Source organism: Sphingobacterium sp. BN32 (assembly GCF_030503615.1).
Taxonomy (GTDB): Bacteria; Bacteroidota; Bacteroidia; order Sphingobacteriales; family Sphingobacteriaceae; genus Sphingobacterium.
Genome location: NZ_CP129963.1, coordinates 2,685,028 through 2,699,092, shown reverse-complemented (window position 1 = coordinate 2,699,092; position 14,065 = coordinate 2,685,028). Strand labels below are relative to the sequence as shown.

The window sequence follows — 14,065 nt, the reverse complement described above, 5'->3', positions numbered from 1 at the left end:
CAACAAAATAACATATGATTTTTGATTATAACAGTACAAGACCTAAGCTGATCCTAGCTGAATATGGTAGAAACGTACAAAATATGGTGGATTATATCTGCACCCTATCAGATCGTGAAGAAAGAAACCGCCTAGCACAAGTCGTTATAGACATGATGGGAGTACTAAACCCACATCTTCGCGACGTCTCTGACTTTAAACATAAACTTTGGGATCACCTTTATATTATATCGGACTTTAAGATCGACGTGGACTCTCCATATCCAATTCCGAAGAAAGAAGAAATTCATCACAAGCCACAAGCGCTTCAGTATCCCAATCATCCGATCCGTTTTAAGCATTACGGACATACGGTTGAGGAAATGATTAAGAAAGCGAAGGCTCTTCCAAATGAGGAAGCGCGCGTGAAAATGACTATCGGTATTGCGAATTTCATGAAGATGGCTTATTTGACATGGAATAAGGATTCTGTGTCGGATGATCAGATTCTTGAAGACTTGAAAACCTTATCGCAAGGCGAATTAGCTTTACCTGCGGATACTGTGTTGACGAAATTAGATTTCAAAACGCCGCCTCCGGGAAGTCGTGTTAAGACAGGAAGTGATAATCGAAGTAATAATAATCAAGGTTCGCATTCCAAAGGAAAGGGCTCTTTCCAACGCAATGACAACAATAATAAAGGCGGAAGAACCTTCAACAACAATAACAACAACAAGCAGAATATTAAACGTAAAAAATAAAACAACATTCATAAACAGAGAAAAGCAATGGTTAGAATATAAATGACGATTGCTTTTTTGTTTTTGTAAGACTATACTATGAACGCATTTGAAATCCGTGGTGGAAAGCCATTAAAAGGTGAGATTGTACCTCAAGGCGCTAAAAACGAAGCGCTTCAGATTATCTCTGCAGTATTATTGACAGCGGAAAAGATGACCATCAGTAATATTCCAGATATTAAGGATGTAAATAAATTAATCGATTTGCTGATCGCCTTGGGCGTAAAAGTAAATCGTGTTAGTGAGGATACATACGAGTTCGAAGCTAGTGACATCAATATCGATTATTTCCAATCGGAAGAGTTTAAACGTAAAGGTGGTAGCTTGCGCGGTTCTATTATGATCGTGGGGCCTTTGTTAGCTCGTTTTGGTAAAGCAGCAATCCCTAAACCAGGAGGTGACAAAATCGGTCGCCGTCGTTTAGATACTCACTTTTTGGGCTTTGAGAAGTTAGGTGCGAAATTCGTTTATGACGCTGAAAAGCATTTCTTCAATGTAGATGCCACAGAATTAAAAGGAACATATATTTTATTAGATGAAGCCTCTGTGACAGGTACTGCAAACATCGTGATGGCTGCAGTATTGGCGAAAGGTACAACAACTATCTACAATGCTGCCTGCGAGCCTTACTTGCAGCAGTTGTGCAAGATGTTGAACCGTATGGGTGCTAAGATCTCCGGTATTGGTTCTAACCTATTAACGATTGAAGGCGTTGAGAAATTAGGCGGTACAGAACATCGCATGCTACCTGATATGATTGAAATTGGTTCATTCATCGGATTGGCAGCAATGACGGGATCGGAAATTACAATTAAGAATGTATGCTTTAACGAGCTTGGAATCATCCCTACCGTATTTTCTCGTTTGGGTATTAAGTTTGAATTGCGTGGCGATGATATCTTTATTCCTGCGCAAGATAGCTATGAAATTGATACCTTCATTGATGGCTCTATCCTAACCATTTCGGATGCACCATGGCCTGGTTTTACACCAGACTTATTAAGCATTGTATTGGTTACTGCTATTCAAGCAAAAGGAAATGTGTTGATTCATCAGAAGATGTTCGAGAGCCGTTTATTCTTCGTTGATAAGTTGATTGATATGGGTGCTCAAATCATACTTTGCGATCCACACAGAGCTACTGTCATTGGTTTAAACAAACAGCAACATTTACGTGGTATTGAGATGACATCGCCGGATATCCGTGCGGGAGTTTCCTTGTTGATTGCTGCCTTATCAGCACAAGGGAAGTCGGTTATCTACAATATTGAGCAGATCGAGCGTGGTTATCAGCATATTGAAGAGCGTTTGAAAGCGCTAGGAGCTGACATCCGACGTATTGATGCACAGCCTTTAGGTCACTAGACTAATTGTCTGTATATTGTTAAATTCCCGTAGTTTATTTGGAAAGATATAGCAACACATTATTTTTGTGTCAAATTTCAATGTTTAAACAAATAAAATGAAGAAAATCACATTACTTTCAGCGATCGCAGGTTTAGTTCTTGCGTCATGTGCTGGAAATCCAGAAGGTAAGAAAGCAGAAACAACCGATTCAGTTGTAGCAACTACAGATTCAATCGCCGTAGTTGGCGAAGCTTATACAGTAGATGCTGCAGCGTCAAAAGTAGTTTGGACTGGTACAAAAGTATCTGGCAAACATACTGGTACTGTTGATGTTAAATCTGGCTCAATCAATGTAGAAAATGGAACAGTTACAGGTGGTAACTTTGTTTTAGATATGAACACAATCAGTGCAACTGATTTAGAAGGTGAATACAAAGAGAAATTAGATGGCCACTTAAAAGCTGATGATTTCTTCGCTGTAGCAACTCATCCTGAAGCTTCTTTTGTTATTACTGAAGTTAAACCTGGAGCAACTGCTGCTGATTTAATCGTATCTGGTAACTTGACGATCAAGGGTATCAGCAAAAACATCACTTTCGATGCGAAAGTTGTTGAAGCTACAGATGCTGCGGTTAAAGCTACGGCTAACTTCAACATCGCAAGAGGCGACTGGGGAGTAAGTTACGAAGGTAAATCTGACGACTTAATCTCTAAAGAAGTAAATTTTGACATTACTTTAGTAGCTAAGAAATAATATTCTATTTTAGTTTTTCAAAGCCTCTGGTCAATGATCGGAGGCTTTTTTTATTTCTAAAACTGTCTGTTTTTCTTTTAATGGGGCAGGTCTCAAAGCCTTCGATAGCTTCCATCCTTATTATCGTTTCAATAAAAATATAAAAGTTTCCATCAGCCTTATGGTTTTTTTATTGCTGCTACTGTTCCTACAGGAATAATAAAGTTTTCTGCAACGGCTGTTCTCATAGCGCGGTAAATGTGTAATTTTGCGGAATGAAGATAAGCCTGATTTGTATCGGAAAGACAGATGATAAATATATCGAGCAGGGGATAGAAATCTATACCAAGCGCCTGAAGCATTATTGCAACTTCCAGATAATAGTAATTCCTGATATCAAAAACGCGAAGAACCTGAGCGAAGCACAGCAGAAGGAGAAGGAAGCACAGCTTATCTTGAAAAATATTTCCAACCAAGATTACGTTATGTTATTAGATGAGCGCGGGAAGATGTACAGTTCCATCGAGTTTTCCGGCTTTCTAGAGAAGCAAATGCTAGCGAGCGTCGGGCATATCGTGTTGGTGATTGGAGGGCCCTACGGCTTTGATCAACAGGTTTACGATCGGGCGAATACCAAGCTATCCTTATCGAAGATGACCTTCTCTCATCAGATGGTGAGGTTGTTTTTCGTGGAACAATTGTATAGAGCGCATACGATTATGCGTGGAGAACCCTATCATCATGAATAATTTTATGTAATTTTAATATGAATTGCATCTTATAATAAAGAAGGAGGATAAAATGGATTTAGATAAATTTAAAAGAGATTATAAATACAAAAGTCAAGAAGGGGCGCATGGAACGGATATGAACAAATGGATTATCATTATCGGTGGTTTGCTGGTAATCTTGTTGGCTTATATATTTACTTAGGAACATATCGACATAGACATTAAAAAGGTGGCTTATAGCTGCCTTTTTTTATGGGGAATATTGTGATATAATAAATAAGGCGATACGGGGAGTATCGCCTTAAAATCACACTAACTATTAATAAAACCCTATAGAACTAGGTGTTTTCAAAACGTAGATCAGGAATTATCTCCCTGACCTAATGTAAAAGTAAAAACCTTTTATTATAAAATCAAATAAAAGTTGCAACATTTATATTATAATTGAATTTTGTCAAGAGTTTTTAAAAATTCAACCCACGCAACTTGGTCAGTTTTAAAGGTTAAGTCATTTTGACGCAGTTTTTCGACCGGCATCAATCTAAAAGATTGTAGCTTTCCTTCTACGCTTTTTTCGGTAAAATCGAATATTTTTGTCTTAATATTTAATTCAACTTTATTAATAGGATGTACTTGATAATAAATGGAAATAATTTGACTATCATTAAAACTCGATTTTTCCCAAAAATCCGTCGTGTAGATGTGTTTTACCACCTCGATTTCAAGGCCGGTTTCTTCCATATACTCTCTCTTCAACGCATCCAAAAGCCCTTCGCCATACTCCAATCCGCCACCCGGAAACTTCGTAAATGAAACGTTTTCCGTTCGCTCGTCACTTATCAGAACTTCACCATGCTCATTGACTAGAATCCCGTAAACCCTTACATTAAATAAATACATCCTTAAATAAATATGATCTTAAATATTAACAATCTTTTTTGGTAGATATGTCTTCTTAGATCTGCCAAGATGGGAAGAGTGCCCCATCCTCGGCAAATCATTTATTCTTATAATAACTCAAATCCCGAAGGGATTGCATTTTCATCCATTCCGACAATCGAATAGTGTCTTGGTAGGAACCAAGAGATGCTATTCATCGCTTGTTCGTATTCCTTTTCATTTGCAAAATTCTTCGGAGTAACGTTGATTACTAAGTCTTGCGTCACGTTCGCTTCGTCTTCATAATTTCTGGCAATCAGCATAATCTTCGGCATTTTGACACCGTTATATTGTAAGTATTCGCGTAATTGCTGACGTACAAAAGCTGGAAGTATCGCTTCGGATGGCTGTCCCACCAAAACTTGCTCGTCTTTGCCTAATGCAAAATTTCCAGTGTTTTTAGAAAAGAGATGCTCGTCTGTATAAAACTCATTATTGATTTGCAGATTGGATAAATCGCCATAGGTGAAGATCCAGTCCGGGTTCGGTTTATGTGCATTGATGGATACACCGAAACCATTACCTAAAATTGTCGGTAGCTTTTGCTTGATCACGAAGGCCTGGAAGTTCTCTCCCTCTTCAATCGTTCTCAGGTTAAAATAAGGGAAGCCGTCATTGCTCATCATGATTTCCGGATCGCCAACCTTAAGGTTAGCCTCGTCAATCACTCGAAGGAAATCTGCAATCCATTTCGAATCTCTTTCCGCTAATTCTGTTTCCATTAATTTATTTAAGACGATTGTTTTTTCTAAATCGCCTAAATTTCCTGCGCCTCCGTTAGCATCAAAAAAATGTATCGTGCTCATATAAAATTAAAATACGGCTAAAAGTAGTGATTATTGGATAAAAGAACGACCAACAAGTCAACTTTCCTCTGTTTTCCCGGAAATAGGGTAAGATAAACGGGTTAAAATGCTTACTTTTGTTAAAAAACAAACGCATAGATGTCAGAAACAAATACGACACGACCAGTGCAGTTTAACTCAGCTAAAATGAGCTACGAAGAGTTCCGCGAATTGCTGATTGCCGATTATAAACTAGCTGTACAAAGCCGTTTTGTTAGTCTACTAGGAAGGAAAGAAGTCCTTACTGGTAAGGCTAAATTTGGTATTTTTGGTGATGGAAAAGAACTCGCGCAAATCGCTTTAGCTAAGGTGTTCAAACCTGGAGACTGGCGTTCCGGATATTACAGAGATCAAACATTGGCATTTGCTTTAAACATAAGCACTGTCTACCATTTCTTTTCTCAACTGTATGCAAATCCTACTATTGAAGCCGATACATCCTCTGCAGGCCGCCAAATGGTTGCCCATTTCGCAATGCCCTTAGTGGATGATGACGGCGAATGGATTGATCAAACCCAACAATATAATACGGTCTCGGATATCTCCACCACAGGAGGGCAGATGGCGCGTATTCTTGGGCTAGGCCTTGCATCCAAACTTTATAAGGATAATCCAAATCTTTCGCACAAGGCGAAATTCTCCAAAGATGGGGAAGAAGTTGTCTTTTGTACAATCGGTAATGCAGCGACCTCCGAAGGGGTATTCTGGGAAACCGTTAATGCCGCAGGCGTAAAACAGATTCCTGTTGTTATCTCCATTTGGGATGATGGTTATGGTATTTCCGTTCCAAATGAGGTGCAGACCACCAAAGGCGATATTTCATCGGTCCTTCGTGGGTTCCAGCGTGATGAAGCGGGGGCAGGCTATGAAATCTTCCGTGTCAAAGGCTGGGATTATGCCGGACTTTGTGAAGTTTATGAGAAAGCAGCAGAATTTGCACGAACGCAGCATCAACCCTGCATAGTTCATGTAACAGATATTACGCAGCCACAAGGACATTCAACCTCGGGCTCGCACGAACGATATAAAGATCAAGATCGATTGAACTGGGAAACCGAGTTCGATTGTAATCAGCGCATGCGCGACTGGTTGCTCGAATCCGGCCTAGCGAGCGATGAAGAGTTAAAGGAAATCGAGTCGGAAATGAAAGATTTTGTTCGTCAGGAACAAAAGAGGGCTTGGTCTGATTACCGAAAAACTTTACAGGTAGATTTAGATGAAGGCATCGCCTTATTAGAAAAGCTAAATCACCATGCGGTGGAATTGCCTTTAAAGACCTTATTGTCTATATCGGACTTATCCTTAAAAGAGGTATATGTCAATATCCGACGCGTTATTCGCGATCTGAGAGGCATCGAGCTCGAAGGGAAAGCCGAATTATTAGCCTGGTACCAAGAGAAGCAGCGAGTAAATCACAGCCGCTTCAACGATAAGTTATTTACTGATACCAAATACTCGCCACTGAAGGTTCAGAAGATCGACGCCGAGATCGACGATAAGTCGCCGATTGTAGATGGTCGTGAAGTGTTGAACGCTTGCTTTAGAGCAAACTTCGAACGCGATGCCCGATTAATTGCTTTTGGAGAAGACGTAGGTAAAATCGGCGATGTCAATCAAGGTTTTGCCGGCCTGCAGGATGAGTTTGGATCGCAGCGGATTTTCGATACAGGGATACGCGAGTCTGCAATCATTGGTAAAGGCTTAGGTCTTGCTATACGTGGGTTCCGCCCGATTGCTGAGATACAGTATCTAGATTATCTGATCTACGCGATGCCGGTATTGAGCGATGATCTCGCCAGTCTAAGCTATAGAACAAAGGGTCGTCAAAGAGCGCCTTTGATCGTGCGCACGCGTGGTCACCGTTTAGAAGGTATTTGGCACTCCGGATCACCGATGTCGGTGCTTTTGGGAGGACTTCGAGGCATGCACATCTGCGTGCCGAGAAATATGACTCAAGCGGCCGGAATGTACAATACGCTATTGAATGCGGATGAACCTGCGTTGGTTGTAGAATGCTTGAACGGCTACCGTTTGAAAGAAAAGATGCCGCATAACGTAGGTGAATTTACCGTTCCAATCGGAAAAGCAGAGCTGCTCCGTGAGGGTTCGGACATTACGGTGGTATCTTATGGCTCAACCTTGCGTATCGTGCAGGAAGCAGCCTTGGAACTAGAGAAACTGGGTATATCCATCGAGATCGTCGATGCGCAGTGTTTAGCGCCATTCGATCAGGATCATCTCTGCAAAGCATCCTTAGAAAAAACAAATAGATTGCTCATCGTAGATGAAGACTTCCCTGGAGGTGCATCATCTTATATATTACACGAGATTCTGGAAGTTCAGGGTGGATACTATCTCTTAGATAGCCAACCTAGAACTTTGACAGCAAAAGCACATCGCCCTCCATATGGTTCTGACGGTGATTATTTCACCAAACCAGCGGTTGACGATGTTGTAGAAGCTGCCTACAAGATTATGACGGAAAGCCGGCCAAACGAGTACCCGCCATTATTTTCATAAAATAAATAAATTGTAAAAATGAGAAGCTGTCTGAAAAGACAGCTTTTTTTTGTTAGAAATTGTCTGGTTTCGTTTCAAACCAGAAAAGAAAGGGAGAGTTTGTCTCGAGCCAGGAAAGGAAGGATTTAAAGAGCGGCGGGATCTTACTCATCTTCATAGTAGGAAGTGGTAAGTGTCTATTCGTTAGACCAGATCCTGATAATCCTTAAATCCTTCCTTTCTGGGTTCAGACCAGATAGAAGACAAAATCAACCCTTCTTTTAGTCAAACCCATTGTAAAGCCCTTTCAAACCCAATGTAAACCCAATTCAGAGCCGCTTGGAAAGGGCTATGCATTGGGTTTGATAGGCTTAAAGAAAGGCTGTCTCTGCTTTGAGTCCGGAGCTCTTCCTATCGAATAACAAAGCGAGCTGCAGATGATGGTATCAATGCAGCTCGTTTATTTTAATTTTTTCTGAAAAGGATTTTAGTTATTGAATAGGCTCGCAGCTCCGATAATGGCTGCCTGTTCTTGGAATTTGCCTATTTCGATTTTATAATGGCTCAATAGACGCTTATCTGGAAATATTTTGTCCCATGCCTTACTGATGTTTCCGCCAATAATAAATTGATGGCAATTGTATTTCTTGCTGAAGAATAAAAGGAAGTCGAGCAGCTGGTCGCGATATTCTGCTAGCAGTTGTTTGGTTTCAGCACGCTCTGCATGCTTCTCCAGAATCTCACGAAGACCTGACTCTTCAAGCCCGGTCAGTTCTTTGAACCGCTTGATAAACCAGCGTGTTACTAAGTATTCTTCAAAGATGTCGTCTTGGTAGGGGCTGTTCCATAGGTCGGCATCAAAGGCTTTTTCGCCGTTATTCCATACGGCGGATCCTAATCCTGTTCCTAAGGTGATTCCTAAGATGCAATCTTCATTTTCTAAACCACAACCATATACTTCGCCTTGCAAGAAAGCAGCGGCATCGTTGATATATAATATATCAAGGTTTTCGTTTCCGATAAGTTCTTTGATGGGTTCTGTTACCGGCATCTGATAAAGCTCGTCGTATTTGGATTGTCCTTTCATCAAGGGGATGCCGTTTTCATAATCGAATGGGCCGGGAGCAGCAATACCGATGGCCTGAACAGGGTTATCGATTCTGGATAAACAGGCCTTCATGTTGTTCGTCCATTCTTGTAAAATCGATTTAGCATCTGCTTTCGAATTTACATGCGAGCGGGTGATAGTTTCTTCTAAGATTGTCCAGTTACTACTGTCGACAATGGCGGAGGTAATGTGTGTTCCGCCAATATCGCAAGAAAGGATAAGTTCGTTACTTGGCATTATGATAAGCTTCATATTTTAAGAGGTGGTCAGCGATTACCAATGCAGCCATAGCTTCGACAATGATTACCGCACGCGGAACAACACATGGGTCGTGACGACCTTTGCCAGATATTGTTGTGTCGTCGCCTTGCTCATTGATCGTTGCTTGATCTCTCATGATGGTTGCAACAGGTTTGAAAGCTGTTTTGAAGGTGATATCCATACCATTGGAAATACCGCCTTGAATGCCTCCTGAAAAATTGGTTAATGTTTTAATTTTCGAATCCTGATTTACAAATATATCGTTGTGTTCTGATCCTAGCATTTGCGATCCGTCGAAGCCCGAGCCGTATTCGAATCCGTGTACCGCATTGATGCTCATCATGGCTTTGGCTAAATCGGCGTGCAATTTATCGAAAACCGGTTCGCCAAGACCTACCGGGACATTGCGGATGATCGTATTGATTCTACCACCTACCGTGTCGCCATTCTTGCGTACTTGATCGATAAATTCCGTCATTTCAGCCGCTGTAGCTGGGTCAGCACAACGCACGATATTGCTTTCGCGACGTGCTAAAAGTTGTGTCAAATCCGAGCTGTCCAAATTCGGTGCTTCGAGTTTTCCTACGCCAGAAACGTGCGCAAATATTTCAATGCCACGTTGTTTTAGGAAAAGCTTGGCAATAGCGCCAGCAGCAACGCGTGCTGCAGTTTCTCTCGCCGAGGAGCGGCCACCGCCGCGATAATCACGTATGCCATACTTCGTTTGGTAAGTATAGTCTGCGTGAGAGGGGCGGAACTTGTCTTGGATATGCGAATAGTCCTTCGATCGTTGGTCCTCGTTAGAAATAACAATGGCTATTGGCGTGCCTGTAGATTTGCCTTCAAATACGCCAGATAGAATCTGTGCAGTATCACTTTCCTTGCGTTGGGTCGTAATCTTCGATTGTCCTGGTCGGCGTTTGTCGAGTTCAGATTGAATAAATTCTTCATCAATTTCGACCAAAGGCGGACAGCCATCTAGTATAACGCCGATTGCTGCACCATGTGATTCGCCGAAAGTGCTGATCTTGAAAATATCCCCGAAAGTGTTTCCTGCCATAATTTGTAAATGCTCGTAAATATAAAAAATTGAACGTAATAAAAAGGTGTAAATCGTGGAATAATATGCCTTATTCCACGATTTTAAAACCCTGCTCAGCAAGGTGTTTCCAGAACGAAGGGTATGATTTCTCCACCACTTCCGGTTCTTCTATAGTTATTTGATCGAAAACTAACGCAAGCGGTGCGAAGGCCATAGCCATGCGATGATCTTCATACGTTGCGATACTGATTTGTTCCGGCTCGAATACCTTGCCCGTCTTGAGGTGATAAACCTCACCGTCAGCAATTAATTCTGCACCGAACTTGCCGATCTCTTGCTGTAAAGCCAGGATGCGGTCCGTTTCTTTGATTTTTAAAGTTTCAAGGCCCGTGAACGAGGTATCTTTCCGCAATGCAGCGGCAACAACCACTACCGTTTGTGCGAGATCAGGGCATTCTTTGAAATCGAATAAAGATTTTTTAGAAATCAGACCTGATTTACGTAAATGCAAGCCGTCTTTCTCAAAGGTCGAAGTCACACCAAAGTGCGTCATGATGTCGGTGATGGCAAAGTCCCCTTGCAAGCTATGCTGTTTCAATCCCGGGAGCACAATATGAGCTTCCTGTGCCAAAGCGACCATGGCATACCAATAGGATGCGGCACTCCAGTCCGGTTCCACATAAATGGTAGCGGGTTGGAAATCCTGCTTCTCGATCGCAATGCTTTGTTCCTGAAAATCGTATTGTATCCTGGCTTCTTTCAGCATTTCGAGCGTCATCGTCACATAGGGTCTCGATGTCAGTTCACCTTCGATATTGATCGTCAAACCTTTCTTCAAGGAGGAAGCAATCAATAGGAGCGAAGAGATGTATTGGCTCGATATATTTCCTTGTATAGCGACCTGCTCTTTGTTTTGGAACATACCCCCTTCGATTTTCAGAGGTGGAAAGCCCGCTTTCTTCTCGTAATGTATATCAGCACCGATGGTTTTCAACGCATCGACAAGGATGCCGATCGGACGCTGCTGCATGCGCTCGGTTCCCGTTAGTATAAAGTTGCCTTTTACTAGGTTTAAGTAGGATGTTAAGAAGCGCATGGCGGTGCCTGCCGGTCCGATGTCAATAGTCTTAAACTCTTCAGATCCTGTCTTTGCGATTTCCAGCGCTGCTTCCAATGTAACGGTATCAGCGGCTTCGGAGAGATTTTCTACTTTGACGATACCCTCGCTCAAAGCGCGGATAATAAGAGCACGGTTGCTCTCTGACTTGGAGCCAGTAAGTTGAACCGTGCCTCTAATAGTTTTTGATTGATGTGATAATATCAATTTCTCTGTTGTCATTATGCCTCCGCAACAGATTTAGCGTTCATGATTTCGTTTTGTTTGCGGATTGACTCATTGTGCAATAACTCTAAGAATTTCACTGTAAATTCTTCGCCTAAGTTTAATGCTTTTGCAAGAGAAACGCGTTTTTGAACGATTTCATCCCAACGACTAACCTGAAGGATAGTTACATTATTATCTCTTTTGAACTCACCAATTTTCTCAGCAATCTTCATTCTATCGCCGATTTGTTTGATGATTTGGTCGTCAAGTTTATCGATTTGACCACGTAGTTCTGATAATTTATCTTCGAAAGCAGGGTTGTCAGACTCAGGCTTACGCACGGAGATAGAATCTAATAAATCCGACAAAGCTGCAGGCGTTACTTGTTGTTTCGCGTCTGTCCATGCCACAGATGGGTCAATATGCGACTCGATGATCAAACCTTGCATATCCATATCCATTGCTTTTTGTGTTACGTAAGGGATAAGCTCACGGTTACCACAGATATGGCTAGGGTCGTTGATGATCGGAAGATCAGGAGCGATAGTTTTTAATTGAATAGCAAGATCCCACATTGGCTCATTACGGAACGCCGTTTTTTCATAAGATGAGAACCCACGATGGATAGCCGCTAATTTTTTAATACCGGCGCGGTTAATACGCTCCAAAGCACCGATCCATAAAGAAAGGTCAGGGTTTACCGGGTTTTTAACTAATACCGGAACATCTACGCCCTGCAATGCATCAGCAATTTCTTGAACCGTGAACGGGTTTGCCGTTGAACGTGCACCAACCCAAAGGATGTCGATACCAGCAGCAAGTGCTTCTTCCACATGTTTTGCCGTTGCTACTTCCGTTGCCGTTAATAAGCCGGTTTCTTCTTTCGCACGTTTCATCCACTCCAAACCGATACTGCCGATACCTTCGAATTCGCCTGGACGAGTACGAGGTTTCCAAATACCTGCACGAAGTACATTGACTTTGCCCGTGTTGGCTAATAAATGAGCAGTAGAAACTAATTGTTCTTCCGTTTCTGCGCTACAAGGTCCTGCGATGATTAAAGGTTTGTCTCCAATTTCAATCCATGAATTCAAAGGAAGAATGTCTAATGAGTGTTTCATCTTATTTGCGTTTGTGTTGTTACTTATTTAATTAGATTTAGATTTTTTCGTTTTTCAGGTATTCGCCCATGATACTGAAGTTGACCGTATGTTTCAATACTTTACGGATGGCAGCATCATAGTCTGCTTGTTTTTTCCATTCTACGTCTACATAGAAGTCGTATTCATTGCGACGACCTACAACAGGCATCGATTGGATTTTGCTAAGGTTGACATTTTGCTCTGCGAAGCATTGCAATACAGCAGCTAATGCACCGATAGCGTGCGAGGTTTGGAAGGATAGCGATGCTTTGTTCGCATTTTTGATCTCCTGTACCTCATTGGAAAGAATGAGAAAGCGTGTTGAATTTTTCTTGTTGGTTTCTATTCGTTTCTCGATGATTTCCAGTCCATATACTTTGGCTGCAGCTTCGCTAGCAATCGCCGCCGTATTCGTTAATTTCTCTTCAACGATCTTTTTCGCACATGCCGCCGTATCCATTCCTTCTTTGATGGTCCAGTCTGGGTGCTCGCTTAGGAATTCGTCACATTGGCGGATAGCAATAGGGTGGGACTCGACGAATTTGATATCGCTTAATTTAGTGCCCGGCAATGCTAATAAGTGCTGCTGAATGTTTAAATGCACTTCGCCGATGATATGAAATCTGTAGTCGCGAAGGAGGTTGTAGTTGGGAAGAATGCTTCCCGCAATTGAGTTTTCGATTGCCATGACCACGTAGTCAGCTTTGCCTTGTTTTAGCAGTTCGCAAGTCTTTTTGAAAGACTCACATTCTAAAGTTTCGATATCCCTGCCGAAATATTTGTAGGCAGCTTCTTCGTGGAAGGAGGCTTTAACTCCTTGGATAGCAATCTTTATCTTTTCACTCATGTTGTTTTTTATTCGGTATTAAATCAAAAAAAAGAGGTCCCAAATTACTTTGGGACCTCTAAATATATCTTTCCATATACTACATACTAGTCCCTACTCTTATCGCTAAAATAAAAGTGCCAGAAATAAGTATATGTATTCTTTGTGTTCATTCCCTTAATGTTATGGCTCAAATATAGAGGTAATATTGTTAAGTGCAAAATATTTTTAAAAAAAATGTGAAATAATTCGTTTTAAACACTAAATAATTCGTGTTTTTATGCCTTAAAAATGCGGTATAATTGCATCAAAAACACGTTGTTTTTACACTGAAAATATATGAAATATGGTTGTTTGAACTGTTGGAGAATATGTAAAGTATTTGTAATTAGATAGATATAAAAATTGCTTACTATTTTTTATGTATGAAAAATCGTTCAATTTTTTAATTAAAAAAACGTGTAAAAATTGGTGTTTTTTAGTTTAGAA

13 protein-coding genes are annotated in these 14,065 nt (G+C 41.2%); 6 read left to right on the top strand and 7 right to left on the bottom strand.

From position 1 onward, the window contains the following. Window positions 1-14: 14 nt before the first annotated feature. The 5 genes from QYC40_RS11405 to QYC40_RS11385 all read left to right on the top strand — a co-directional run bounded on the left by QYC40_RS11405 (window position 15) and on the right by QYC40_RS11385 (window position 3,792). Window positions 15-740: a DUF4290 domain-containing protein gene (locus QYC40_RS11405; protein ID WP_301990369.1), complete on the top strand. Its 726-nt coding sequence runs from the start codon at window positions 15-17 to the stop codon at window positions 738-740. A 78-nt stretch (window positions 741-818) separates the two neighbouring features. Further along, window positions 819-2,144 carry a UDP-N-acetylglucosamine 1-carboxyvinyltransferase gene (murA, locus tag QYC40_RS11400; RefSeq protein WP_301990368.1) on the top strand — a complete coding sequence of 442 codons (1,326 nt, stop codon included), beginning with the start codon at window positions 819-821 and terminating at the stop codon, window positions 2,142-2,144. A gap of 97 nt (window positions 2,145-2,241) precedes the next feature. Beyond that, window positions 2,242-2,880, top strand: coding sequence for a YceI family protein (locus tag QYC40_RS11395; RefSeq protein ID WP_301990367.1), 639 nt, complete (start codon window positions 2,242-2,244; stop codon window positions 2,878-2,880). A gap of 254 nt (window positions 2,881-3,134) precedes the next feature. Beyond that, window positions 3,135-3,608, top strand: a complete 474-nt coding sequence (rlmH, locus tag QYC40_RS11390; protein ID WP_301990366.1) for a 23S rRNA (pseudouridine(1915)-N(3))-methyltransferase RlmH — start codon at window positions 3,135-3,137, stop codon at window positions 3,606-3,608. A gap of 52 nt (window positions 3,609-3,660) precedes the next feature. Then, a complete protein-coding gene (locus QYC40_RS11385; RefSeq protein WP_301990365.1) occupies window positions 3,661-3,792 on the top strand; it encodes a hypothetical protein in 132 nt (43 codons plus the stop codon). A 236-nt stretch (window positions 3,793-4,028) separates the two neighbouring features. Here QYC40_RS11385 and QYC40_RS11380 read toward each other — a convergent pair whose 3' ends face one another. Then, window positions 4,029-4,490, bottom strand: coding sequence for an NUDIX domain-containing protein (locus QYC40_RS11380; protein ID WP_301990364.1), 462 nt, complete (start codon window positions 4,488-4,490; stop codon window positions 4,029-4,031). A 107-nt stretch (window positions 4,491-4,597) separates the two neighbouring features. Then, on the bottom strand, window positions 4,598-5,335 hold the full coding sequence (locus tag QYC40_RS11375; RefSeq protein ID WP_301990363.1) for a hypothetical protein: 738 nt from the start codon (window positions 5,333-5,335) through the stop codon (window positions 4,598-4,600). Window positions 5,336-5,473: 138 nt separating this feature from the next. Here QYC40_RS11375 and QYC40_RS11370 point away from each other — a divergent pair, with 138 nt between their 5' ends. Next, on the top strand, window positions 5,474-7,894 hold the full coding sequence (locus tag QYC40_RS11370; protein ID WP_301990362.1) for a thiamine pyrophosphate-dependent enzyme: 2,421 nt from the start codon (window positions 5,474-5,476) through the stop codon (window positions 7,892-7,894). Window positions 7,895-8,360: 466 nt separating this feature from the next. On the opposite strand, the gene QYC40_RS11365 is transcribed toward QYC40_RS11370, so the two are convergent. The 5 genes from QYC40_RS11365 to QYC40_RS11345 all read right to left on the bottom strand — a co-directional run bounded on the left by QYC40_RS11365 (window position 8,361) and on the right by QYC40_RS11345 (window position 13,597). Then, complete coding sequence (locus QYC40_RS11365; RefSeq protein ID WP_301990361.1) at window positions 8,361-9,233, bottom strand: ROK family protein; 873 nt, start codon at window positions 9,231-9,233, stop codon at window positions 8,361-8,363. Beyond that, on the bottom strand, window positions 9,208-10,302 hold the full coding sequence (aroC, locus tag QYC40_RS11360; protein ID WP_301990360.1) for a chorismate synthase: 1,095 nt from the start codon (window positions 10,300-10,302) through the stop codon (window positions 9,208-9,210). The genes QYC40_RS11365 and aroC overlap by 26 nt, the downstream gene beginning before the upstream one ends. 70 nt (window positions 10,303-10,372) lie before the next feature. Continuing rightward, window positions 10,373-11,623 carry a 3-phosphoshikimate 1-carboxyvinyltransferase gene (aroA, locus tag QYC40_RS11355; RefSeq protein WP_301990359.1) on the bottom strand — a complete coding sequence of 417 codons (1,251 nt, stop codon included), beginning with the start codon at window positions 11,621-11,623 and terminating at the stop codon, window positions 10,373-10,375. Continuing rightward, a complete protein-coding gene (locus tag QYC40_RS11350) occupies window positions 11,623-12,729 on the bottom strand; it encodes a chorismate mutase (protein WP_301990358.1) in 1,107 nt (368 codons plus the stop codon). The genes aroA and QYC40_RS11350 overlap by 1 nt, the downstream gene beginning before the upstream one ends. Window positions 12,730-12,766: 37 nt before the next feature. Beyond that, entirely contained in the window at window positions 12,767-13,597 is an 831-nt protein-coding gene (locus tag QYC40_RS11345) for a prephenate dehydratase (RefSeq protein WP_149526769.1), read from the bottom strand. Window positions 13,598-14,065: the final 468 nt, after the last annotated feature.

Bases quoted from the DNA above. Each gene is read 5' to 3' on its own strand.
- QYC40_RS11370 (WP_301990362.1), top strand. From the start codon at position 5,474: ATGTCAGAAACAAATACGACACGACCAGTGCAGTTTAACTCAGCTAAA.
- QYC40_RS11350 (WP_301990358.1), bottom strand. From the start codon at position 12,729: ATGAAACACTCATTAGACATTCTTCCTTTGAATTCATGGATTGAAATT.
- QYC40_RS11380 (WP_301990364.1), bottom strand. From the start codon at position 4,490: ATGTATTTATTTAATGTAAGGGTTTACGGGATTCTAGTCAATGAGCAT.
- QYC40_RS11345 (WP_149526769.1), bottom strand. From the start codon at position 13,597: ATGAGTGAAAAGATAAAGATTGCTATCCAAGGAGTTAAAGCCTCCTTC.
- aroC (WP_301990360.1), bottom strand. From the start codon at position 10,302: ATGGCAGGAAACACTTTCGGGGATATTTTCAAGATCAGCACTTTCGGC.
- rlmH (WP_301990366.1), top strand. From the start codon at position 3,135: ATGAAGATAAGCCTGATTTGTATCGGAAAGACAGATGATAAATATATC.
- QYC40_RS11375 (WP_301990363.1), bottom strand. From the start codon at position 5,335: ATGAGCACGATACATTTTTTTGATGCTAACGGAGGCGCAGGAAATTTA.
- QYC40_RS11365 (WP_301990361.1), bottom strand. From the start codon at position 9,233: ATGAAGCTTATCATAATGCCAAGTAACGAACTTATCCTTTCTTGCGAT.
- QYC40_RS11385 (WP_301990365.1), top strand. From the start codon at position 3,661: ATGGATTTAGATAAATTTAAAAGAGATTATAAATACAAAAGTCAAGAA.
- QYC40_RS11405 (WP_301990369.1), top strand. From the start codon at position 15: ATGATTTTTGATTATAACAGTACAAGACCTAAGCTGATCCTAGCTGAA.
- QYC40_RS11395 (WP_301990367.1), top strand. From the start codon at position 2,242: ATGAAGAAAATCACATTACTTTCAGCGATCGCAGGTTTAGTTCTTGCG.
- aroA (WP_301990359.1), bottom strand. From the start codon at position 11,623: ATGACAACAGAGAAATTGATATTATCACATCAATCAAAAACTATTAGA.
- murA (WP_301990368.1), top strand. From the start codon at position 819: ATGAACGCATTTGAAATCCGTGGTGGAAAGCCATTAAAAGGTGAGATT.